This is a genomic window from Acidobacteriota bacterium (assembly GCA_019347945.1).
In the GTDB taxonomy this organism is placed as follows: domain Bacteria; phylum Acidobacteriota; class Thermoanaerobaculia; order Gp7-AA8; family JAHWKK01; genus JAHWKK01.
Window position 1 is genome coordinate 1 of the sequence record JAHWKK010000026.1, and the last position, 22,659, is coordinate 22,659.

A 22,659-nucleotide genomic window follows, 5' to 3' on the forward strand; every position below is an offset into this window, starting at 1 on the left:
CCGCTCCACGCACACTGGCACACCCGTGACGCGGCCCCTCCCCTCCCCGCGAAGCAGTCGCAACGCAACCTCCGTCCGCAGTAAGGCGTTCAACGAGAGCGCTGCCCAGAAGCCCGCTCTCTCCAGTCACAAGAATCATATCGACCCCCGCAGGGATGTACGCCGATAGTTGAACTCCTCCTCGTCCACGAATACGTCCAGATTACGACGGCTCAGAACTACTCCCTCGCGCCAGTCCCCAAACTGCCACGACCCCCGGCCCCAAATCGCCTGGCGCACAAGACCACCGATTTCATCAATTCCTGCAGCGATCGTCAGAGAGGCTGTGGTGGAAAATCGGGGGTTGATCTCGAAAACCATGGGACTCTTCGTTTTCACGTCGATCTTCAACTGCACGTTGAATGGCCCGTCAGCTCGCAATTCCTTCTGTATCCGGTGGCACAACTCCCTGATACCTTCATGATGGCGAGTGACGGCAAGCTGAGTGATTCCCTTCTTTCTAATGATCTCCTTCGGCACGACCGCCTGAACCTCTCCGTCCCGCCACACCACTACCGAGACGGTGAACTCCGTTCCGTCAATATAGTCCTGCACGAGTAACTGATCAGGCTCATAGTCACTGGATTCGAGGATTCGGTCGAGCGTACTGGCGTCCTCAGCGGTCGCGATACCTCGACTTCCGCGACCGCGGCGCGGCTTCACGAACGCCGGGTATTGCACGTCGACGAGCGTATCACTTGCCAGCCGAGTTGCTGGGCAAGGGATCCCTGCGCTGGAAAGACGATGCATCAGCTCGAGTTTATCCAATGCGACCTCTACGAAAGCCGTGTCTGGCATCATTACTTGCAAATTTCCATCGTCAAGTGATCTAGCCGTGATCAGCTCTTCATCCACCAAAGGAATTAGCACGTCCACCTTCTCCCGCTGACATATCTCGAAAACACGAGCACGGAAATCGCTTGCCGTACCGGCGGGAAGAACAAACCCTCGATCCGCGAAGTAAAGACCGGGTGCCAACTCGTCCATATCTCCTGCGATAACTCGAAACCCCTGCGCTCGTATATGCTCAATCAGCCCCGGAACCGCCACCCCACCAGCTCCTGTCACGAAAACCGTACCGGAGACTCTCTCGCTACTCACTTTAGGGCGTCCCATCTCACCCAGTGATCAGCCGGAAGATCTTTCTTTAGAGTCAATCCAACAATAGAATCGATGAAACGTGGGGCGATGCCATAACCCGGGCGCTTTACGCAGAGTGCATCATGCGTGATGACCTCCCCCGCCCTAAGATCTCGCGTCGTATGAATACTTCGTCGTCCCTTCTCGAACATTTCCTGTTCTGCCGGGCGCGGCCCATCCTTCATCCCGTCCCCAAATGAGGACTCAACGTCTCTGATGCGACGGATCATGAGTTCCAGATCCTGTGGCTCAATTGCAAAAGAGTGATCGGGGCCAACCATTCGTCTGTCGAGCGTAAAGTGCTTCTCGACTATACTGGCGCCAAGTGCTACAGCCGCCAAGCAAATATGATCTCCCTCGGTATGATCGGAGTAACCCACCGGACCGCCAAAAGCGCGCTTCATAGTGTCCATTGCACGCAGATTCGATAACTCCGGTGGAGCCGGGTATAGCGAGGTGCACTGCAGAAGAATCACCTGATCGTTACCTTCCTCTGCCGCAGCGCGAACGGCTGATTGGATATCGACGAAATCCGCCAGGCCAGTAGACATGATGATCGGCCTTCCGTACCGAGCTATACTGCGAATCAAACCTAGATCTGGAAGATCGAACGAGGCCACTTTAAAGGCGGGCATCCCGAGTCCCGCCAACTGATCGACGGCGTCCTTGTCGCAAGGAGAAGAGAGGAAGGTAATTCCCTTCTGCCTGCAGTACTCAACCAGTTCTGGATGCCATTCCCGATCTATCTCAAGCGATCGAATCAGATCAAAAGTTGTCTGATCAGAGCCCGCCTCCTCGAGATATGTGAAGTTCGGGGTGAACTTCGAGTAATGCTGCGATGCCTTGAAAGCCTGAAACTTGATAGCATCAGCTCTGGCCTCTACGGCTCGATCGACCAACTCTTTCGCCGTATCGAGACTTCCATTGTGATTCGAGCCCGCCTCGGCGATCACGTAACAAGGATTACCAGGACCAATTTGTCGTCCGGCGATTTCCAGCGTTTTCAAAGACAAGATCTCCTCCCACCAATATTCATCCCGCCGAACCAGAACTGGCGGGTGAAGCTATTCAATCTTGTTGATCCTTAGCGTATATCTGAATCCGTTCAGTTCGAAGAAGGCCGGATATCGCTCGTTGTCCACCACACGCAGGAGACTAAATTGCTGCTGCAAAGTTTGATCCGCGTGCAACCTGCTGTCCCGTGGGCGACGCCGCGGATAAAAACTCTCTTCGCCACTTTGTTCGCACGCATTACGAACAATAGAGGGGTAATCATTGAGAAACGTCTTGCACAATTCAAAGGTAGCGGCAGCCTGAACTTCACGAAGCTCGTGCACAAGCTCATGTCCTTCGAAATCGATCCACCGCTGCGCATATATGACGCCGCTATCGACCTTATCGGCAGCCTCGATCAATGTGACGGCGACCTTATCCCTGCCCTCCAGAATACTCCACGTCAGGGGCGACCATCCCTTACCGTGGGGGAGATCACTCTCATGAACGACCAGGGTGTGGGAAAAGAGATCCCGCACACCGATGGGAACAATCTGGCTAAAGCTCAAACAGAAGCAGACATCTGCACTCCGCACCCTCTGAACATCATGGACCCACAGAACCCGATGTCCTTCATCGATCCATGAACGGATCAGGCGTGGCAACATTTTGTTGATCCAACTATTGTTGTCGGAAAGTATGACTATGGAAAACTGCCGCTCAGACTTCTGGTTCCATACAGAAAGTGACCGCAAAAAGGGCGGAGCCGCCTGAATAAGGCCATCCTTTGTCTCAGGATCCAGAACGATAGGCTGCCGCGCATTGAAGGCTCGAATCCCTAGCTCCAGCAAGCGATCGGACCAGCTTTGCTCTTGAACCAGCGCATCGATTGCGCAATCTACCTCTACCTCTTCATTCCCGGTCTTTTGAGTGAACGAAATCTGACCAACTGCGAGATTTCCGGCCTCCAGCTCGAACGTCGAAACGTCGGAGCAAAACAATTGCGTCTTATGCTCCTCCCTTTCCACTGCCGGACGTATTCGCAAGTCAACAACCGAACTGGGGAAAAGGGCTTCTGCCATGCGCATCGTTCCCAGGCCGTCCACGAGTAGTCGGGATCGTTCACTCTGCTTCTCCCGACCCTCAGGATTTCCGCACATCCTCCTGAGACTCTCCGCCAGACTCGTATCAGTCACGCTCTCTGCGGACCCTAGGTACTCGATGAGCCCGTCGGTTGCTAGCGCTTCACAAGATCGCTCTTGGTTCTCGGCCAGACTGATAACTATAGAAGGCACGCCGAGGCACATCCGCTCCCAAGTCGTGGCTCCGCCAGCTCCAATCGCAATATCAGCGGTCGCCATTAAATCTGCGAGATGCGGACGTGGCCCATGAAGTCGAACGTTTGGTCTCCGTGCAATGAGTCGCCGAGTCTGATCGAAAAAGGCATAATTCGCACCTACCACGACATCGACGTCAAGATGCCTGAATTCTTCACTGTCAAGGGCATTCAACGCCATTGCTGTGAAATCTGCGATGTCGGACCCTCCGAAATACACAAGTACGCGGCGAACCTCTTCTTGTCGATGCTGAGCCGAAAAGCGGCATGCCGAATACTGTGACTGCAGCAAGGCGTAGCGAGGCCCCAGAAACAGCCTGCATTCTGAGGAAACGAGATCTGCGTAACGTGCGGAGCCATCCGCTGAATAGTTTTGATCTAAAAGAATGTCGGATGTGTGCTGCCGGTTAGCCAAATCGTCGATCGCCATGATCCTGTTCGCACTCGACCGTACGGCATTTTCCCATTCGGAATCGATCCCGTAATGGTCCACGACCAGCCAATCGAGCTTTTGCCGTCCTATGGCAGCGATAGTCTCTGTCGCGTCCTGCTGCTGCGACACACCAAGCCAATCTGCATAGTCGTCACCCACATCGCTTCGAGAGCTCGGTGGAGGCAGCAACGTCACCGGGATGCCGTCGCGGGCTACGAGTTCCGGAAGCGCTCCCGGGTGTGCACGACAGATGAACTGCACCTCGGCACCCCGCCGTCGCAGCTGCTGCGCCAGTGTGCGGCAGCGTACGAGGTGTCCAGTTCCCATCCCGATAGATGCATCGACCCGAAAACCTATCCTCACGCCTTGAGCCTTCCCAGCATCAGAGCTTCCGCCGCCTCTACTCCGACCGTTGCTCCGCGCCATCGGGCGAGCATCTCAACGGCCTGCAATGAGCGGGGATGGGGCCACTCGCGCAACTCGGCCCCATACTCCTGAAGCGCGCGCAGCTTCCTCTCAAGAGTACTCGAGATATCTTCGAACCAGTTCGGCAGAAAGGGAGGCGCCGTCCCGGCTGTCTGCCACTCCGTACTCGACGGTACTTCGAAGAAGAGCAGCGTCTTCACCGGATGGTCCGACTGAGGCCTACATGCCGTGACTACCGCCTGATGGACGACCCTGTGATCGATATTAAGATCTCCGGCATGGTGGGTCAATACCGTCTCAGGCTCGTGCTCTTTGATCAGCCGCTCAATGATCTTGGTCACTTGAAGGAGTGGAACTCGATCCAGTTGGTTGTCAGGTAAGTCGCTGAACGTCGGCCGTTCAGTGCCCAGGATGGCGCATGCGGCCTCAGCGGCCTCGTGCCTGGCCTGTCGCTCGTCCTCCATTAGTACGCCATCGTCAGCCCGCGCGCTGACTCCATCGGCAAGAAAGGAAACTCGGACCTCCATACCGCTATCCACGTACTTCGCCATGGCCCCTCCACAACCCAGAATGTCATCGTCGGGATGTGCGGCTACAACTAGCACACTTCCTGCTATCAATCCCATGGATCACCGAACCTCGATTGAATTGATGCTTCGACCATCTCCTGTTCCGATCGAGCTCTGCGACAGTACGTCTTCGACGGTGTCGATGACCCTTTGGACCTCCTCATCTTTCATAGTCGGGAATAGTGGCAAAGTGAGAAGCTTGTGGTACGAGTCTTCTGTGACTGGACAGTAGACCTGCTGATTACAAAGCTTCTCATAGTACGGATGCCAATATACAGGAATGTAGTGGACATTTACGCCGAGGCCAGCCTCGCGGAGGCGAGAAAATATTGCAGACCTGTCCACGCTCAGAGTGTCGAGCTGGAGTTGAACTACGTACAGATGCCAGGCACTCTCACGGTCATGAAGCATTGTCAGAGGCTTTAAATGAGGGCTTTCGCTGAACGCCGACGTATATCTCGCGGCGATCTCCCGTCGGCGGGTTAGCCATTCCGGCAGCCGTTCCATTTGAGCCAGCCCCAAGGCGCACTGGAAGTCTGTGATCCGGTAATTGAATCCAAGCTCGATCATTTCATAAAAAAACGAGCCCTGCTCCTCGCGTTGACGGTGATCGGTCGTGATCCCGTGGTTTCGGAACAACCGAAGCTTCGAATCAAGTCGCAGATCATTCGTCGTGACCATTCCTCCTTCGCCGGTGGTCATCTGCTTCACTGGATGAAAACTGAAGGTTGTCATATCGGCAATCGAACCGACTGGTCGGCCGCGATACTCAGCACCAACAGAGTGAGCCGCGTCTTCGACAATTATGAGGTCATACTGCCTCGCGAGACTCAGGATTTCGTCCAAATCCGCTGGCTGCCCAGCGTAATCCACGACTACGATCGCACGTGTCCGGCCGCTAATCTTCCGGGCAACGTCCTCCACATCAATAGTGAGCGTGTCCGAGCGTACGTCAGCAAATACCACGTCTCCACCGACATAGCGTACGCAGTTGGCGCTTGCGACGAAGGTAAGCGCGGGAACAATCACTTCGTCGCCCGCACCCACGCCGGCAGCGAGCATTGCCAAATGAAGCGCTGCAGTTCCGCTGGAAACAGCCACCGCTTGCCCGGCCCCCGTTGATTGAGCGAACTTCTGCTCGAACTCGCTCACCATAGGGCCGGTCGTCAGCCAATCTGAACGCAACACCTTCACCACGGCCTCAATATCGCCGTCGCCGATAGTTTGGCGGCCATAGGGTAGCATCTTCGCCGGCGTCATGACGAGAAGCTCTCTACTGAATCGTCCCCTGAATACTCCTCGGCAAGCTTCTGCAGGTCCGAGATTGACAACCATTCAGTATTGGTATCGCTACTGTAGCAGAAGCCATCGGGACAGGGGCGCCCGCCGTTCTTTTCGCCGTAACCTCTGCTCTCCCACTCCTGGACTACAGGTAGTATCGCGTAGTAGCTGTCGTACTCGTACGTATGCCTCGCGTCGTCCTCCGATACCATGACTTCATGAAGCTTCTCTCCTGGCCGAATCCCCACATGCTCATGTCGACATTCCGGAGCGATCGCTTCCGCAAGATCCATAATATTCATGCTCGGTATCTTCGGTACGAAAATCTCTCCACCTTCCATTCGCTCAAGAGATTCCAGTACGAACGCGACACCCCGTTGAAGGGTGATCCAGAACCGAGTCATACGCTTGTCTGTGATAGGAAGAACACCAGTCTTGCGCTGCTGGCAGAAGAATGGGATTACGCTGCCGCGGCTTCCGACGACGTTGCCGTATCTCACGACGCTGAATCTGGTGTCGTGGTAACCGGAGTAATGATTCGCAGCCACGAATAACTTATCGGAGCATAGCTTCGTAGCTCCATAAAGATTCACCGGGTTAGCTGCCTTGTCCGTACTAAGCGCGATGACCTGTTTCACGTTCTTGTCAATGGCAGCGTCGATGGTGTTTGCAGCGCCTATTACATTCGTCTTTACCGCCTCGAGCGGATTGTATTCGGCTGCCGGCACCTGCTTCAACGCCGCGGCATGAACAACCACGTCGACCCCGTCGAATGCGCGATATAGACGGTCACGATCCCGCACGTCACCCAGAAAGTACCTAATGCAGGGAAAATCCTTCTCGCTGAAACGCTGACGCATCTCGAACTGCTTCAGCTCATCACGACTGAAAATAATAAGCCTATGCGGTGTAAACTGCCTCAAAACTGTTTCAGTCAGTTTCTGGCCGAAGGAACCAGTCCCGCCGGTAATCAGGATCGTTTTGTCATTTAACATAGCTCGTAATCTCCACCGAAGAAGGAACTCGGTCACCTTAACGCCAACAATTTTACGAACTGCCACAAAACACTGCAGTCACAAATTTTTAAATCAAGAAGCCACCAACATCTTTTGACCGTGATTCCATCGGAAATTCAACCGTTCAGCTGGAACGGCTCAGGCAGAAGTTGTCCGAGAAACATCTCACACGACCACCAGCGGGCAGCAGAGAAAATGACCGAGGAAAAGGCCTATTTGACACGTCAGCATCGAACAGTACTGCAGGCTCCGCTATTTCGCGACCAATCCTCATTTCGATAAACCAGCGACAGCGCGGAGCTCGTGCTAGACTGTACACGAACGCAGTCGGGGCGAGGCCAATCGTTCCGACTGCAGCAAGCCGTTCCTGACTTCACAAGTCTCTATGCCCATACCTGGTGAATCACTGCAGTCGGCAGCGGAAAGCCATGCCGCATTTCACCATCCAAATCAATCGTAGTGAGATACCTGAGACCGTGAGACGGCATGAGATGACCAGACGGTGGTTCGGGCTGCTGCGAGAGGGCCGCGTTGGGACAGTCGCGAGTAATTCGCCGTCTCCGACACAGGCGGCCGGACCGCCACGATGAATGTCGCCGTCACAGGCTATTCCGGTTTCGTCGGACAACATCTGATGAGGGTCCTCACCGCCGCCGGCCATCACACGCGTGCGATCGGTCGATCGAAGCCTTCGCCGATTGCTGATTGGCATCAGATCGATGATCTGAGGAACGCGCCGTGGGATCGTCATCTCAGAGGCACCGACATCCTTTTTCATCTCGCTGCCAAAGCTCACGCGGCTGACACCACCGAATCGGAAGTTCGAAGCATTAACGTAGAGGCTACGGAATTCATCGTTCGTGAAGCTGTCAGGCAGGGTGTGGAAAAGGTCATCTTCCTGAGCTCTGTGAAGGCGCAGGCCAGGGTCTCACGCGAGAACTGCCTGCGGGAATCCGACACTCCGAAGCCAGACGGCATCTACGGGAAGGCCAAGAAAGACGCTGAGGAGAGGATAACCAAGCTCTGCAGAGGCAGTTCCACGTCCTACACGATCATTCGTTCTCCAGTGGTCTACGGCCCCGGGGTAAAAGGGAATCTGCTGAGCTTGTTGAAACTGATCGACAGAGGACTTCCGCTCCCATTCCAGTCCGTAAGCAACCAGCGTAGCCTGATTTCCGTAGATAATCTCGTAGATGTACTAGTGCGTTGCATTACCGGCGGAGATGATCAAACATATCTGGTTTCGGACGGGGACGACCTTTCTACTCCAGAATTGATTCGTGAGATGGCCTTTGCCCTCGGGAAAAAGCCGTTGTTACTGCCAATTAACGCCGGCATTCTACGCAATACTCTCAGAATCCTCGGGCTGCGGTTCCACGCTGATCGCCTCATCGGAAATCTATGCGTCAACATCCAAAAAGTACAAACTGACCTCTCGTGGAGTCCGCGCTTCAACAGACATGATGTACTTCAGAGCACCGCACAATGGTACAAAGAGACTACCAGTTCATAGCCTCCAGAAAGCCCGGTTGCTCTCCCGGCTGGGAAAGCGCCTCTCTTGACCATTCGGCCGCCCTTTGCTCAGCTCTCTCACGCAGTGGGCCGTAAGGAATCGCTGCGCGAAGACCGTACGAATAAGCAATGGCAATCGCCAGGTGGATCTCGCCCTCTTCCTGACGGCCTACCTGGAGCTCATATGTTCCCAGTTCCAGAAGTACTTCCATGTCAGGGGCGTAAGCCAGAGACCGACGGTAAGCGGCCACCGCCGCATCCTCCGCTCCGACAGCTCTCAGATTTCTGGCCAGGTACAGCCTCCGCTTACCCTCAAAGTAAGAATCCCATGGGCCACCGGAGAGTATTTCGATATTTCCTCGGGCACGGGACGGCATGAGGGTCTGTGCATCTGTCGATTCCATCGCGACCCTCAGGGCCCGATTCGCCAAAGCAGGCTGTATAACCAGACTGTACACGAGGGCAGCGGCGACGAATACTATGGCGATGCTAGCGATGATGTCCAGTAGACGCTTCATGGTCTCCGAGAGCCAAACCAGATGTTATGGCGAGGATTCCGTAGGTACCGGCGATCTGCAACGGAAACAGGAGAAGCGCACATATGACCATTGCAGCTAACTGGCTGAGCCCGAGAAGAGATCCTGCTGTGGCACCCACAGGTCGAAGGCGACTACAGTAGATGCCAACGAAGAGCAGGCTCGTCAACAGGCCTATCGTTCCCGTTTCTGCGAAAATCTCCAGGAAGTCATTATGTACCATGTCGAAGTACAACGGCACTCTCGGCTCAGTTGTTTGCCCCGAGAGTCGTTGTTTCAAGGCGAATTCCAGGTATTCCTCCTCAAAGCGCCCGGGCCCTACTCCGGTAACAGGATTCTCAGCTCCCATCATGAGGGCAGTAGAAGAAACACCGAGACGGCCTCCCGTCGCTGTGTCCATCTGCCCCGACTGCACAAACGAGTGGTAATTCGCCAGCCTCGGCCATGCTGGTATCAGCGCCAGGAAAATGGCCAACACTGTTGCGGCGGCAATCCCCATCAGTCGTTGCTTCGCATTTCCCCGCACGGGCCGGTAACTCATTAGGAGCCACAGCAGGACTAAAACTCCGGCTGCGATGATTGCCGTGATCGTCGTTGTGAGCAGCAGCCCCACAGCGGCGGCAGCAACAGTGATCCCGCCCGTTCTTTTTTTCGCCCGAGAGATCAGAAAAAGTCCCGTCGCGAGAGCGAGTACGAAGTACATTCCGAGGTCGTTGCGATTTCCCATCAAACCCGCCGCGGACAAAAGACGCTGGTCTACGGGATCCGCCCGCTGCCACGTCTCTTCAGTCAGGACGACGAACCACGTTCCGGTGCGCTGGCTGACGAGAGCCAGTAGATTCAGAAGCACTGGCACCACCATCCACTGGAGGATTCCTGGAGCGGAGTTAACACGCCCGTACGTTCGAGCCGCAAAAAAAAGAACCAACCCTGCGTACGCATTTGCCACTGCCCACCTGGCGCCCCAGGGATCGGGAGACGCAAGGGCAGCAACCAGCAGCCAAATGCCCACGAGCAGACTGCTCCGGCCAAGGGAGTCCAGCGCCCGCCAGCTGAGATGAAATTGTTCCCTCGAAAATGATGAAATCCAGCAAAGTCCTGCAACACAGACTATCGATATCGCTATCGCTCGAACCCACAGGGTCTTAGGAAATCGAAAAGAATCCCACGCTCCAGGATCGACGATGATCGGCAGTACGACTAATGTCAGGCCAAGAAGAATGCCGAAGCTCTTGTGAGGGCACTTTCCGGCCCGGCCGTCCACCAGCTCCATGATAGCTGGCTGCGGCATTTTGCCTTTCATCTTTCCTTCTTCTTGTCTCACCAACGCCCAACGTCCTGTGTGCGAGCTCGATCTTCTTCCTGTCACTATTACTGAGGATCTGCGGACTTCTCGCTGCCTTCTCGTCGCTGACCGCCGGGCGGGCTCCGCCCCCTTCGGTGCATTCGGGCACCGACGGGGCGGGGTCAGTTTTCGGCCTCACGATGGAGGATCGCGCTCAAGCTACGTCAATGAGAATGCGACAACGTCGACACTTTTTTACTTCTTCGGCCTCACCGCTTCCCGGTCGAGGTCAACCGAAACGGCCTGATTCAGAGCCGTCACCGAGATGATCATTCGCCGTCCGCCGTTGATCTTTTTCACGACGCCACGGTAACCGGCAAACGCTCCTTCCGATATGGTCACCTCGTCTCCAACGACCGGCTCCGGCCAGGGACGTAGGTAGCCCCCCTGCTCCTTGAGGGCGTGCAGCTGACTCAGCTCCTTCTGCAGGCGATCCTGATCCTCGATCGGCAGGAACGCGACGAGAAGATTCGACTGCTGCGCGGCGAGCTTCTCCTCGCGATGACCGCGGAAGAATACATAACCAGGAAAGACAGGGAGCCAGGCGGAGCCACGCGCAGAGCGCCGGTTACGGTTCTCCCACTGCGGAAGGTAGACCGGGGCGCGGCCGCGAAGCAGGCGCGCCAGGTTCTTCTCCTGGCGACTGCGAACGTAGACCACCTGCCACGGCATCTCCTCGGTGGGCATCTCGAAAATGTTTTCCGGCCAGCAGTCCGGCTCGCGCTCCAGAATCGGCATCAGGCTTTCACTTCCTGCGCGGCCAGTCGCGCCTCGAGACGGTCGATCTCGGCCCGGATCTCGTCGAACTCCGCCGACTTCACTCTCAGGAAAGCGATCGTGACGCGAGTGCGTTCTGCCACGCCCTGCGGCGTCAGCTTGTAGACGTACTGGCGTTTCCGGCTGCTGTTCTTGAAGTTTTTTGCTTTGACGAAACCCTTCCGGATCAGCGCGGCGAGACAGTAATTGGCCTTTCCGACGCTCACGCCGAGTCGCGAAGCCAGCTCGCGCTGCGTGATCTCGGGGTCATCTTCGACCGCCTTGAGGATCCGATATCTGATTTCCGCGTTCATGTGTTCAAATGTTGAACAAATGATAGCGGAGCCGGCAGATAAGTCAAGGGGTATCGTTCAGAAGACGACAAGTCGAATGATGAGCCTCCCGGCTCATCGTTTGACGGCGGTGTCCGACAGACTCGCGTACTGTTTCGCATACCACGCCTTGAAGTCGGTGCTCTTCTCCCGGATGGCTCGCCACCAGTTCTGATTCTGCTCGTACCATCGCACGGTCGACTCGAGCGCTTCATCGAACGGGGTCCACTGGTCGAATCCGAGCGAGCGGAGCTTGTTGGTGTCGACCGAGTAGCGGCGATCGTGACCGATCCTATCCGGCACCTGCCGGATCAGACTCTCCGGCTTACCGAGGAGCTCGAGCACCCGCCCGGTGATCGAGCGGTTCTCCATCTCGTTGCCGCCGCCGACGTTGTAGACCTCTCCGTTCGAGCCGTGCTCGATCAGAAAGTCGATCGCCGCACAGTGGTCGCGTACATACAACCAGTCCCGAACGTTCTTTCCATCGCCGTAGAGCGGCAGCGGCTGATCGTCAATCGCGTTCGTCACGAAGAGCGGAATGAGCTTTTCCGGATACTGGTACGGCCCGAAGTTGTTCGAGGCTCGGGTGATGATCACCGGCATCTCGAAGGTCTCGGCGTAGGCGTGCGCCATCCGGTCGCCGCCCGCCTTCGACGCCGCGTAGGGGTTCCGGGCGTTGAGCAGATCATCCTCTGAAAAGGACCCCTCATCGATTGAGCCGTACACTTCATCGGTCGAAATCTGCACGAATCGCTTCAGCCTGCCCCGCCGCTTCGCCTCTTCGAGAAGCACCAGCACGCCCTTGACGTCGGTGTCGATGAACGACGCCGCATCAACCAGCGAACGGTCGACGTGCGTCTCGGCAGCAAAGTTTACGACCACATCGATGCCGGCATCGTCGATTCCACGATACGCCTCGCTGACCGCGCTTCCGTCGGCGATGTCGCCCTCGAGAAAGCGGTAGTTCGCCTCCCCCTCGTAGTCGGAGAGATTCTCGCGGTTGCCCGCGTAGGTGAGCTTGTCGAGATTCACGACGTTCGTGTCCTCTCCATACTTTTCGAAGAGGTAGCGGATGAAGTTGGATCCGATGAACCCGGCGCCGCCGGTGACGAGATATTTCATGCTGGGTTGAGGTACGTCATTCGGGGAGAGAATATTTCATGAATGAAGAGTGAAGAGTGAGGAGTGAAGAGTGAAAGAAAAGCGGTTGCTGGTTGCAGGTGCCGGTTGCAGGTGTGCCGCCGGTGGCCGGTGGACGGTTGACGAAATCGCATTGCGGAGTGCGTGGGACGGTGATTCACGACCCCCCGGTCGGCGCTTCGCTGGGCCCAGGATGACGAGCGCAGAATGGAGGTGACGATTCACAACGCTGTGTTCTTTCACTCTTCACTCTTCACTCTTCACTCTTCATCAATACTTCGGCTGGCTCGGATCGATCTCGTCGGACCAGGCGAGAACGCCCCCTTCGAGGTTGGTCGCGCGGAATCCCTGGTTCCGGAGAAAGTTCGCCGCCATCGCGCTCCGTTTGCCGCTTCGGCAATGAACGATGATCTCCTTCGAGCTGTCCAGCTCGCCGACACGGTCGCGAAGCTCTCCGAGAGGGATTGGGACGGCGTCGGGGATGCGGCTGATCTCCCGCTCGTGCGGCTCGCGGACGTCGACCAGTACGAAGCTCTCGTCCTCCCTCTCCATCCTCTCTTTCAGCCCGCGTACATCGATAGAATCGGTCATCTTTTCCTCACCTTCGGGAGACGGCTCCCGCTGCGTTCCGCAAAAGGCATCGTAGTCGATCGGCTCCAGAATCGTGGGAGCGTCGCCACAGAGCGGACAGCCGGGGTCGCGTCGCAGCAGGATCTGCCGGGTCGTCATTGAGCGGCCGTCGACGATCAGCAGCCGGCCCGCCAGAGTTTCGCCCAGCTTCAGGATCCACTTGATCGCTTCGAGTGCCTGAATCGTTCCAATCAGCCCAGGAATCACACCGAGAACGCCGGCCTCCTCGCAGTCGGGCACCGACCCCGGAGGCGGAGGCTCCAGATGGAGGCATCGGTAGCAGCCGGTTCCGGGAGAATGAAAAACGCTGACCTGCCCCTCGAACCGATGAATGCTCCCGTAGATATCGGGAATGCCGGTGAGAAAGGCGCAATCGTTGACTAGATAGCGCGCCGGAAAGTTGTCTGTTCCGTCCAGCACCAGATCGTAGTCCGCGAAGATCTCCATCGCGTTCGCCGATTCGAGAAGGACATCGTGGCGATTGATCACGACGTGGGGATTGAGCTCGGCGAGCCGCCCGGCCGCGCTCTCCACCTTCGAGGTGCCGATCCCGCCGGTCCCATGGACGATCTGCCGCTGCAGATTGCTCGCGTCGACGCGGTCGAAATCGACGATGCCGATCGTTCCGACGCCTGCGGCGGCGAGATAAAGCAGCGCCGGTGAACCGAGGCCTCCCGTTCCGACGCAGAGAACACGAGCGTTCTTCAGCTTCCGCTGCCCCTCGAGTCCGACCTCCGGCAATACGAGATGCCGGGCATACCGGGCGATCTCCTCGTGCGTCAGCCCGGCGTCGTTCATTCGAGCCCTTCCCCCTCCTCGACGTACGGCGCGATCTTCTCTCTGACGGCATCGGGCACTGGAGTCGAGGTGAATGCTCCCTGCTTCACCGCGACGAGCACATACTTGCCACGGGCAACGACCGTCTTCGGATCCCGCTTTGCGGTCACCTCGAAATCGATGTGAATCGAGCTCTTCCCGACGTGGCCGAACCAGCTGTGGACCACAAGCAGCTCATCGAGCCGGACCGGGACATAGAACTCGCAGACGACGCGAGCACGGGGGAGCCAGATGCCGATCTCCTCGACGAGCTCCGCGTAGCTCAGGCCGCACGAGCGGAGCATTTCGGCCTCGGCGAGTCCGAAGAACCGGAGATAAGCCTGATAGTTGATGATTCCGGCGGCGTCGATGTCTTCCCATCGGACGTATTCTTCGATTGCGTAACGAGCCATGAGCAGGATTGTAGCGGAGCGAACCCGGCCACGAGGCCGGGGAAAGGCTCACTCCTCAGGGGGTTTCTTCGCTATCTGGCCGAGAACGTCGGCGGTTCCGTCCGGGTAGACGATGGCGACCTCGACACTCGACAGATCGTAACGGATGGTGAAGCGGGTTCCGTCGGGATGCCGGACGATCGTCTGGAAGCGTCCATCCGGAATTCGTCCCTCGCTCACCGGAGTCGCGAGCGATTTCGCCTCTTCGACGGTCCCGTTCGCGGCGGGACAGTGTGGGCCGGTCGTGGTGATCCGCTCCGACTCCCCGGTCTCAGGAACGGCGGGGGCGGGGCACTTTTTCACGAGTCGCGCGGTGGTCACGTAGTAATACCTGAAGCAATCCTCCTCCGGCTTTTCGCGCTCGACGCGATGGCGGCCGATCCGCGTTTCGGCGTTCAGCTCCCACGTACAGCCGTCCGAAAGTTCTCCCTCTCCGAAGGTCCGGTTTTTCGGGTCGGCCTCTCCGAGGATCAGACCCTCGGGGATGAAGCTCTCGCCGGCGACTTTGACGTCGGAGGCACCCAGGGGGATCGCGAGCGTGAGAAGCAATGCGAACAAGAGGGGTCGGGATCGCTTCATGACGGAGTCAACGAGGGGGCGGGAGCGGTCATTCTCGGAGATGCGGGGTCTTTCGATTCTGTCGCCCGCTGAAGCGGGCTTCACACAGAGGAGCACCCGCGTTTCTGTCCCCCGGCTGAAGCCGGGGGCTAATCTCTGACGCCGCCTTTGGCGGCTTTTTCAGTTGGGTTCGCCGAAGGGTGGGAGGGCGAATCTGTCGCCCCTCCGGGGCTCGAATCTGTTACGTCTTTGGACCCGGGGTTTCGCGGCTTCGCCGCTCCACCCCGCGCTACTTTCTGTCGCGCCTCCGGCGCTGGATACGCGCTCGCGATCCTGTCTGCTCAATACAAAAGGATCGATCTGCCCCGGCAGGCGCGACATAAGATCGATCCGCCCCGGCAGGGGCGGTCAGAGAGTAGCGCGGGGCAAGGCCGGCGCCGCAGGCGACGGGCCGCAGCCCCGGGACTGACGTCATGCGCACATCGAGCCCCGGAGGGGCGACAGAGCGCCGAATATTCGAAGAAGCGCTAAGGCTCGCGTGATATCCAGCTCCGGTACAGCCCGCGCCAGCGGGCGAAAGATCTTAGCCCCCGGCTTCAGCCGGGGGACAGGGGCGTGCTCCAAAATGGTGTCGAGCCCGCTTCAGCGGGCGACACCCCCGGTTACATCACCACTCGGTCGCTACGGGCTCCGAGGACATGATGATGAGATACCAGCCGAGCATCACGAGAAGCGGGGTCTGTCCGTGGGTCGCGGCGTCATTGACGATCTCGACCGAGCCCTCGCGCTTTTCCTCCACATCGAAGCTGCGCCGGAACCGGATCGCGTCGTTCTCACCGACGTCGAGCCATCCCCACTCCGCTCTCCACGAATTGCTGTACCAGCGGAAATGCCGGCCGATGATGAGCGTCAGCACACCACCAGTCCCGCCAGCCGGGTCGAATCGCGCCACCTGTTTCCCCTCTCCATCCCGGACCACGACGTGCGGATCGAGAAACCCGAACCTTTGGAAGAGGAACGTCTCCTCCCCGTATGCACCCCGGGCTCTCGACCCCTCCTCCCCCCACTCGAGAAGTCCCGCAGGCTCGCCGGCGACCCGTAATTCGTAACGCCGAACCGTGGTCTCCGGATGAACCCACTGCATCGCGGCGCCTTCAACCGATCTGTTCACTCTGATCCTCCCTCGTTTCCGTTGCCCGAAACCTTTTCCCGGAACCATACGAGGGTCCGCGCCAGACCATCTTCGAGCGTGACTTTCGGCTCCCAGCCGAGGATCCGAGTCGCCTTCGTGATGTCCGGCCGCCGTATCTTCGGGTCGTCGACGGGAAGCGGCTTGTAGACGATCTCGGAGCTCGAGCCGGTGAGCTCGATGATCTTCCTGGCAAAGTCCTCCACGGTGAGCTCGGCAGGATTCCCGATGTTCACCGGATCGGTTTCGTCCGAGAACAGAAGGCGGACGATCCCTTCGATGAGGTCGCTCACGTAGCAGAAGGAGCGGGTCTGCGAGCCGTCCCCGAACACCGTCAGCGGTTCGCCCCGCAGCGCCTGAGAGGCGAACGCCGGAACGACCCGGCCGTCGCGCATCCTCATCCGCTCGCCATAGGTGTTGAAGATCCGGACGATCCGCGTCTCCACCCCATGGAACCGGTAGTAGGCCATCGTCATCGACTCGGCGAACCGCTTCGCTTCGTCATAGACACCGCGGGGGCCGATCGGATTGACGTTGCCCCAGTAGGTTTCCTTCTGCGGATGCTCGAGAGGATCGCCATAGACCTCCGAGGTCGATGCCAGAAGAAATCGTGCGTTCTTCTCCTTCGCTAGACCCACCGCTTTGTGCGTCCCGAGCGAACCCACCTTCAGCGTCTGGATCGGCATCTCCAGATAGTCGATCGGGCTCGCGGGCGAGGCGAAATGGAGCACGTATTCGACCGCCCCTTCGACGTCGATGTAATTGGTGACGTCGTGATGAACGAACTGGAACGCCGGGTTCGCTCGAAACGGGGCGATGTTGTCGAGCGAACCGGTGATGAGGTTGTCGAGACAGAGGACTTCGAAGCCATCGGCGAGGAACCGCTCGCAGAGATGCGAGCCCAGAAATCCGGCGCCTCCGGTGATGACGATCCGGCGCGCCATCAGCTTCGCCTCCGGCGAAACGTCCCCGCTCTCCCGACCGAGTGATACTCGATTCCCGCCTGCTTCATCCGCTCAGGATCATAAATGTTCCGGAGATCCACGAGAACCGGTGCTTTCAGAAGACGCGCGATCCGGGCGAGGTCGAGAGCTCGGAACTCGTTCCACTCGGTCGCGATCACGAGGGCCTCGGCTCCATCGGCAGCGTTGTAGGGGTCGTCGACGAACTCCACGTCATCGAGCAGAGACCGGGCGGCCTCGATCGCCTCCGGGTCGTATGCCCGGATTCGGGCTCCCCTCTTCTGCAGACCCTGGATCAGCGGGATCGCCGGACTCTCGCGCATGTCGTCGGTCTCCGGCTTGAATGCGAGCCCAAGGATGGCGATCGTCTTCCCTTTGACGTCGCCGACCGATTCCATGACCTTCTCCACCATCCGCTCCTTGACGGCCTGGTTTACTTCGACCACCGCTTCCAGGATTCGGAGCGGTGCGGATCGCTCCCTTGCGATCTGCACGATCGCTGAAACGTCCTTCGGGAAACAGGAGCCGCCGAACCCTGGCCCCGCTTGGAGAAACTTCGAGCCGATCCGGGTGTCGAGCCCCATCCCCCGGGCAACGTCCTGAACGTCGGCACCCGACTTCTCGCAGAGCGCCGCGATCTCGTTGATGAACGAGATCTTGGTCGCGAGGAAGCCGTTCGATGCGTACTTGATCATCTCGGCGGACTCGACGTTTGTGACCACGAAGGGGAATTCCAGCGAGTGGAGCGGGGCATAGATCTGCTTCATGAGTGCGATCGCCTCCTCGTCGGAAGCTCCGATCACCACGCGATCCGGCTTCATGAAGTCATCGATCGCCGATCCTTCGCGGAGAAACTCCGGGTTCGACAGGACCGAGATCTGATCGCTGACGCCCCGCTCGGCGAAAATCTCCTCGAGGATCCTGCCCGTCCCGATCGGTACCGTCGATTTCGTGATCACGAGGGTCGGTCCGTCGACATGCTCGGCGATCGATTCGGCGACCTGCCTCACATACCGGAGATCGGCGGAACCGTCTTCTCCCGGCGGCGTTCCGACGGCGATGAAGATCGCGCGGCTCTCCCTAACGGTCGGCTCGATCTCGGTCGTGAATTTCAGCCGTCCCTCCGAGGCGTTCCGCTCGACGAGATGATCGAGACCAGGCTCGTAGATGGGTATGACCCCCTTGCGAAGGCCCTCGATCTTCGCCTCGTCGACGTCGACGCAGACGACCTCGTTGCCGAAATCCGCGAGGCAAGCGCCCGTGACGAGACCGACGTAGCCAGTACCAACGACACCGATTTTCATCGGCAGGTCTCAATCGGGTTGAAGGTGCTCAGCATTCCCGCGTTTGATCCTGTCGCCCGCTGAAGCGGGCTTAACACAGAGAGGCGCCGCGTTTCTTTCCCCCGGCTGAAGCCGGGGGCTAATCCCTGACGCCGCCTTTGGCGGCTCTGTCGGCTTCATCCATCGATCGAACCTGGGGAGATCAATCAGTCGCATTCGATTCTGTCGCCCCTCCGGGGCTCGATGTTTGCGCTGACGTCAGTCCCCGGGGCTGCGGCCGTCGCCTGCGGCGCCGGCCTTGCCCCGCGCTACTGTCTGACCGCCCCTGCCGGGGCGGATCGATCTCTATGACCTCTGCCCGGGCTATCCGATCTCATGTCGCCCTCCCGAGGCGGGTCGATCTCTGTTCATTGAGAGACGTTTCGCCTTCTCGACGGATGTGCGGCGCTGTGGGAAGGGGCACGTTCCAGCGCCGGAGGCGCGACATAAAGTAGCGCGGGGTGGAGCGGCGAAGCCGCGGAACCCCGGGTCCAAAGACGTACCAAAATCGAGCCCCGAAGGGGCGACAGAATGCTGGCATTCCGGGATTGCGGCGCTCGCCAAAACGTCCGCCGCCGCTCAGCCCGCACCGCGGGCGACAGATCTTAGCCCCCGGGTTCAGCCGGGGGCTAGGGTAATCCACAAGAATGTCGAGCCCGCTTCAGCGGGCGACAGAATCAAACGCGACGAACGCATCGACCTCAGCTTCGAACGTGGTCGCTGTTCTGTCGCCCGCTGAAGCGGGCTCACACGTTTCGAAACGAGGCATCTGTCCCCCGGCTGAAGCCGGGGGCTGAGAACTGTCGCCGCCTTCGGCGGCTTTGCCGGTTGCGTTAGTTTGAGCGCGCCTGCAACGATCAACGCATTTGGCCTGGGTTCTTTCGCCTGCGCTTCGCCGGGCTCAGAATGACCAGTGTCGGTTTTGCGCGAGAGCGGGCCAAGACAGAATGGCTTTCAGGTAACATTTCGGTGGAACGCAACGGGGCGGCTCAGCAGGAGCTTCGCCCTCCCGGTGATGCTGGACATCACGCAAGCTCGTCACGGTGCCGGTAACCGGCAACCGGTAACCGTCTTCACTGTTCCGGCGGTGTTTCTTCCATCGACTCGAGTGCTTCGTCGTAGCGCTTCTCGATTCCGGCTTCCTGCCGGTTCCGGATCAGCCATCGAAGGACTCTCGACTCGTTGATGCCGATGAGGATGTCGTTGATCGCCTCGTACGCGGAGGGATCCGCGATGAGACGGCCGGCGGTCCCCTCCCCTTCCTGGAGCATGCGTGCGGTCTCGGCGAGGCGCGTGAGCAGCAGGTTCAGCTGTTCGAGCGTATCGTCGCCATAGGCCTTGTCGTCGAGGAGTCTCGGGACGATCCCCTCCCCCTCGCTGAGCGTCACGCTGAAGGCGGAGAGGTTCGCCGAGGCCGTTTCGAGGTTCGCCAGGAGAGTGTCGACGCGCTCGCGGGAGGCCGGATCATTCAGCAGGGCAGGGATTGCGCCCTCTCCGGTCTCGAACGAGGAACGGACGCTGTTCGCGACGCCCGTCAGAGCCGATGCTGCCGTCTGCACCGAGTCGGCCAGCTCATCGCCGAACTCCTCGTCGTAGATCACCTTGCCCGCGAGACCCTCACCGCTCTGGATCTGAAGAAGAACCTGGTCCGCGCGGTCGAGTGTGCGGACGACAGTATCGGTGACTCGCACTTTGTTGTCGGGCGAGGTCGTCAACTCCCCGATCAGCCCTTCGCCGGCATCGACGCGCTGGAGAACGTTCTTGAGCGAATAGGAGATCTGGACGAAGTTGTCGACCAGATCTTCACCGGATGCGATCAGGGCATCGACGTCGGTCGGCTTCGATGAAGGGATGACCGACCCGGGAGGAAGAACCGGCTGGTCCGGGCTGCCGGGAGTGATGTCGATGTAGCTGTCGGCAGCAATCAGCCCGAGCTTTCGGACTCTCGCTCGCGAGTCCATCCGGATGCGGTTCGCGAATTTCCGGTCGACACTGATCTCGATCTCGACCAGATCACTCGCAGGGTCGCGAGGGAGCCAGATGTCGCGGACCGAACCGATGGTGACACCCGAAAGCTGAACGGGGTTCCCCTGGGCAAGTCCGGTGACGGATTCGAGCTGGATCTCGTAAGTCGCTTTCCGGGCGAATATCCGCCTTTCGGAGCCGATGAAGAAGATGAAGGCCATCAGCGCGCCCAGCGCCAGCGCTACGACAAATCCCACCCTCATCGTCCGACTCGTCTGCTCGTTGCTCATCCGGATTCTGAACCTCCTGGCCGGTTCCTAAATTGCCACCGGCTTCGCACTCGCAATGTTGGCACTCTCGAGAAATTCACGCAGCTTCGGGTGATCCGCGCGGGGCGCATCCCGGACGCTTCCGACCCATTCGAAGGTACCGTCCGAGAGAAAGGCAATTCGATCGCCGACGTGGAACGCCGAATTGATGTCGTGGGTCACCACGATCGACGTCACTTTTAGTTTCTGCTGCAGGCTCACGATCAGCTGGTTGATCGTGTCGCAGGTGATCGGATCGAGTCCCGTCGTCGGTTCATCGTAGAGAATGATCTGCGGGTCGAGCACGATCGAACGCGCGAGACTGACGCGCTTCCTCATGCCCCCCGACAGGTCAACCGGCATGACCTCCTGAGTCCCCGGCAGATCGACGAGATCCAGCTTTTCGGCGACCAGTTTCGCAATCTCATCGTCCGTCATCTCGGTATGTTCCCGGAGCGGAAACGCGACGTTCTCGCCGACGTTCATCGAGTCGAAGAGCGCACCGCTTTGAAAAAGCATTCCGAACTTCTTGCGGACGGGATAGAAATCCTCTTCGGCGAGATCGGTGACATCTTCCCCGTCGACGAAAACCCTCCCCTCGTCAGGCCGAATCAACCCGAGGATGTGCTTCAGCGTGACGGACTTACCCGACCCGGATCCTCCCAGGATGACGAGAACTTCCCCGCGAATGATCGACAGATCGATCCCTTTGAGAATGTGCTTTTCGCCGAAGGACTTCTCCACGCCCTCGAACCTCACGATCTCGTCGCGAGGATGACCCCGTCTGTCGCCACCCTGATAGTCGTGAACGGACATTAGAAGAAGAGCAGAAAGAGCTTCGTCAGGAAGAAATCGAGAATGAGAACGGAGATCGATGCCGTGACCACAGTCGCCGTGGTTGCCCGCCCGACCCCGTCCGCTCCCCCCTCCGTAGTCAGGCCGTTGTAGCACGCGATCAGCGCAATCGCGGCCCCGAAGAAGAAGGTCTTCCCGATGCCGGACGCGAGATCACCGTAGCTGAGCGTGGTGATGACGCTGCGAAAATAAAAGTTGGCGCTGAGGTTGAGCGTGAAGATGGCGATGATCGCCCCGCCGATGATCCCGACCGCACAGGCGATCGTCGTCAGCAACGGGAGCATCAGCGTCGTCGCGAGAACCTTCGGGACGACGAGCTTTCTGACGGGATTGGTCGCAAACGCGCGCAGAGCATCGATCTGCTCGGTGACCTGCATCGTCCCGATCTCGGCCGTCATACCCGCCCCGACGCGGCCACCGACCATCAGGGCCATCAGAACCGGCGCAAGCTCACGCACGAGCGAAAGACTCACGACCTTGCCGATGAACAGCTTCCCGCCGAATTCCTGGAGCGAATACGCCGTCTGGAGCGCGAGGACCATTCCGATGAACAGCGCCGTCACGATGACGATCGACATCGACCGAACGCCCACCTGGTCGAACTGGATCATCAGCGCCCGCTTCTCGAGCGGACCGCGCACCGCCTGCACCGCGGTCTGCCACGTCAGCTGCGACAACCCGCCCACGTACTCGAAGAACCCGTCGAGGCGAATCCGAGTCCTCTCCACGATCTCCATCGCGCGACATT

20 protein-coding genes and 1 pseudogene are annotated in these 22,659 nt (G+C 58.8%); 1 reads left to right on the forward strand and 20 read right to left on the reverse strand.

All coding sequences use genetic code 11. The features are described 5' to 3' along the window. Positions 1-89: 89 nt before the first annotated feature. The 6 genes and pseudogenes from KY459_14090 to pseB all read right to left on the reverse strand — a co-directional run bounded on the left by KY459_14090 (position 90) and on the right by pseB (position 7,212). A pseudogene (locus tag KY459_14090) lies at positions 90-1,155 on the reverse strand (ATP-grasp domain-containing protein). After that, positions 1,137-2,192: an N-acetylneuraminate synthase family protein gene (locus KY459_14095; protein MBW3565839.1), complete on the reverse strand. Its 1,056-nt coding sequence runs from the start codon at positions 2,190-2,192 to the stop codon at positions 1,137-1,139. The pseudogene KY459_14090 and the gene KY459_14095 overlap by 19 nt, the downstream one beginning before the upstream one ends. A 51-nt stretch (positions 2,193-2,243) precedes the next feature. Beyond that, complete coding sequence (gene pseG, locus KY459_14100; GenBank protein MBW3565840.1) at positions 2,244-4,367, reverse strand: UDP-2,4-diacetamido-2,4,6-trideoxy-beta-L-altropyranose hydrolase; 2,124 nt, start codon at positions 4,365-4,367, stop codon at positions 2,244-2,246. Further along, entirely contained in the window at positions 4,301-4,984 is a 684-nt protein-coding gene (locus KY459_14105; protein MBW3565841.1) for a PIG-L family deacetylase, read from the reverse strand. Before KY459_14105 ends, pseG begins: the two co-directional genes overlap by 67 nt. A 12-nt stretch (positions 4,985-4,996) precedes the next feature. After that, positions 4,997-6,181: a UDP-4-amino-4,6-dideoxy-N-acetyl-beta-L-altrosamine transaminase gene (gene pseC, locus KY459_14110; GenBank protein ID MBW3565842.1), complete on the reverse strand. Its 1,185-nt coding sequence runs from the start codon at positions 6,179-6,181 to the stop codon at positions 4,997-4,999. Positions 6,182-6,192: 11 nt separating this feature from the next. Further along, positions 6,193-7,212, reverse strand: coding sequence for a UDP-N-acetylglucosamine 4,6-dehydratase (inverting) (gene pseB, locus KY459_14115; protein ID MBW3565843.1), 1,020 nt, complete (start codon positions 7,210-7,212; stop codon positions 6,193-6,195). A gap of 607 nt (positions 7,213-7,819) precedes the next feature. Here pseB and KY459_14120 point away from each other — a divergent pair. Then, positions 7,820-8,746 carry an NAD-dependent epimerase/dehydratase family protein gene (locus KY459_14120; GenBank protein ID MBW3565844.1) on the forward strand — a complete coding sequence of 309 codons (927 nt, stop codon included), beginning with the start codon at positions 7,820-7,822 and terminating at the stop codon, positions 8,744-8,746. Here the strand turns inward: KY459_14120 and KY459_14125 are convergent. From KY459_14125 to KY459_14190, 14 genes are all read right to left on the reverse strand, one after another. Continuing rightward, entirely contained in the window at positions 8,733-9,263 is a 531-nt protein-coding gene (locus KY459_14125) for a hypothetical protein (protein MBW3565845.1), read from the reverse strand. The two genes, KY459_14120 and KY459_14125, sit on opposite strands and share 14 nt — an antisense overlap. Then, entirely contained in the window at positions 9,235-10,608 is a 1,374-nt protein-coding gene (locus KY459_14130) for an O-antigen ligase family protein (protein ID MBW3565846.1), read from the reverse strand. Before KY459_14130 ends, KY459_14125 begins: the two co-directional genes overlap by 29 nt. A gap of 213 nt (positions 10,609-10,821) precedes the next feature. Next, positions 10,822-11,364 (reverse strand): KOW motif-containing protein, encoded by a 543-nt coding sequence (locus KY459_14135; protein MBW3565847.1) that lies wholly within the window; start codon positions 11,362-11,364, stop codon positions 10,822-10,824. Then, positions 11,364-11,696 (reverse strand): MarR family EPS-associated transcriptional regulator, encoded by a 333-nt coding sequence (locus tag KY459_14140; GenBank protein MBW3565848.1) that lies wholly within the window; start codon positions 11,694-11,696, stop codon positions 11,364-11,366. The genes KY459_14135 and KY459_14140 overlap by 1 nt, the downstream gene beginning before the upstream one ends. 93 nt (positions 11,697-11,789) lie before the next feature. Beyond that, on the reverse strand, positions 11,790-12,836 hold the full coding sequence (gene rfbB, locus KY459_14145; GenBank protein ID MBW3565849.1) for a dTDP-glucose 4,6-dehydratase: 1,047 nt from the start codon (positions 12,834-12,836) through the stop codon (positions 11,790-11,792). A gap of 288 nt (positions 12,837-13,124) precedes the next feature. Then, positions 13,125-14,282, reverse strand: coding sequence for a molybdopterin-synthase adenylyltransferase MoeB (moeB, locus tag KY459_14150; protein MBW3565850.1), 1,158 nt, complete (start codon positions 14,280-14,282; stop codon positions 13,125-13,127). After that, positions 14,279-14,713, reverse strand: coding sequence for an acyl-CoA thioesterase (locus tag KY459_14155; GenBank protein ID MBW3565851.1), 435 nt, complete (start codon positions 14,711-14,713; stop codon positions 14,279-14,281). The genes moeB and KY459_14155 overlap by 4 nt, the downstream gene beginning before the upstream one ends. Before the next feature lie 48 nt (positions 14,714-14,761). Beyond that, a complete protein-coding gene (locus tag KY459_14160) occupies positions 14,762-15,331 on the reverse strand; it encodes a hypothetical protein (protein MBW3565852.1) in 570 nt (189 codons plus the stop codon). 646 nt (positions 15,332-15,977) lie between these two features. Beyond that, positions 15,978-16,481, reverse strand: a complete 504-nt coding sequence (locus KY459_14165) for a hypothetical protein (protein MBW3565853.1) — start codon at positions 16,479-16,481, stop codon at positions 15,978-15,980. Next, on the reverse strand, positions 16,478-17,443 hold the full coding sequence (locus KY459_14170; protein MBW3565854.1) for an SDR family oxidoreductase: 966 nt from the start codon (positions 17,441-17,443) through the stop codon (positions 16,478-16,480). Before KY459_14170 ends, KY459_14165 begins: the two co-directional genes overlap by 4 nt. Continuing rightward, positions 17,443-18,765, reverse strand: coding sequence for a UDP-glucose/GDP-mannose dehydrogenase family protein (locus KY459_14175; GenBank protein ID MBW3565855.1), 1,323 nt, complete (start codon positions 18,763-18,765; stop codon positions 17,443-17,445). Before KY459_14175 ends, KY459_14170 begins: the two co-directional genes overlap by 1 nt. Before the next feature lie 1,091 nt (positions 18,766-19,856). Continuing rightward, a complete protein-coding gene (locus tag KY459_14180) occupies positions 19,857-21,038 on the reverse strand; it encodes an MCE family protein (protein ID MBW3565856.1) in 1,182 nt (393 codons plus the stop codon). 27 nt (positions 21,039-21,065) lie between these two features. After that, positions 21,066-21,872 carry an ABC transporter ATP-binding protein gene (locus tag KY459_14185; GenBank protein ID MBW3565857.1) on the reverse strand — a complete coding sequence of 269 codons (807 nt, stop codon included), beginning with the start codon at positions 21,870-21,872 and terminating at the stop codon, positions 21,066-21,068. Beyond that, positions 21,872-22,648: an ABC transporter permease gene (locus tag KY459_14190; GenBank protein ID MBW3565858.1), complete on the reverse strand. Its 777-nt coding sequence runs from the start codon at positions 22,646-22,648 to the stop codon at positions 21,872-21,874. The genes KY459_14185 and KY459_14190 overlap by 1 nt, the downstream gene beginning before the upstream one ends. Between the last annotated feature and the right edge of the window lie 11 nt (positions 22,649-22,659).

Excerpts from the sequence above, each read along its gene's own strand:
- pseG (MBW3565840.1), bottom strand. The coding sequence starts at position 4,367 with ATGGCGCGGAGCAACGGTCGGAGTAGAGGCGGCGGAAGCTCTGATGCT.
- KY459_14190 (MBW3565858.1), bottom strand. The coding sequence starts at position 22,648 with ATGGAGATCGTGGAGAGGACTCGGATTCGCCTCGACGGGTTCTTCGAG.
- moeB (MBW3565850.1), bottom strand. The coding sequence starts at position 14,282 with ATGAACGACGCCGGGCTGACGCACGAGGAGATCGCCCGGTATGCCCGG.
- KY459_14125 (MBW3565845.1), bottom strand. The coding sequence starts at position 9,263 with ATGAAGCGTCTACTGGACATCATCGCTAGCATCGCCATAGTATTCGTC.
- KY459_14170 (MBW3565854.1), bottom strand. The coding sequence starts at position 17,443 with ATGGCGCGCCGGATCGTCATCACCGGAGGCGCCGGATTTCTGGGCTCG.
- KY459_14120 (MBW3565844.1), top strand. The coding sequence starts at position 7,820 with ATGAATGTCGCCGTCACAGGCTATTCCGGTTTCGTCGGACAACATCTG.
- KY459_14160 (MBW3565852.1), bottom strand. The coding sequence starts at position 15,331 with ATGAAGCGATCCCGACCCCTCTTGTTCGCATTGCTTCTCACGCTCGCG.
- KY459_14135 (MBW3565847.1), bottom strand. The coding sequence starts at position 11,364 with ATGCCGATTCTGGAGCGCGAGCCGGACTGCTGGCCGGAAAACATTTTC.
- rfbB (MBW3565849.1), bottom strand. The coding sequence starts at position 12,836 with ATGAAATATCTCGTCACCGGCGGCGCCGGGTTCATCGGATCCAACTTC.
- KY459_14185 (MBW3565857.1), bottom strand. The coding sequence starts at position 21,872 with ATGTCCGTTCACGACTATCAGGGTGGCGACAGACGGGGTCATCCTCGC.
- KY459_14180 (MBW3565856.1), bottom strand. The coding sequence starts at position 21,038 with ATGAGCAACGAGCAGACGAGTCGGACGATGAGGGTGGGATTTGTCGTA.
- KY459_14155 (MBW3565851.1), bottom strand. The coding sequence starts at position 14,713 with ATGGCTCGTTACGCAATCGAAGAATACGTCCGATGGGAAGACATCGAC.
- pseC (MBW3565842.1), bottom strand. The coding sequence starts at position 6,181 with ATGCTACCCTATGGCCGCCAAACTATCGGCGACGGCGATATTGAGGCC.
- KY459_14140 (MBW3565848.1), bottom strand. The coding sequence starts at position 11,696 with ATGAACGCGGAAATCAGATATCGGATCCTCAAGGCGGTCGAAGATGAC.
- pseB (MBW3565843.1), bottom strand. The coding sequence starts at position 7,212 with ATGTTAAATGACAAAACGATCCTGATTACCGGCGGGACTGGTTCCTTC.
- KY459_14175 (MBW3565855.1), bottom strand. The coding sequence starts at position 18,765 with ATGAAAATCGGTGTCGTTGGTACTGGCTACGTCGGTCTCGTCACGGGC.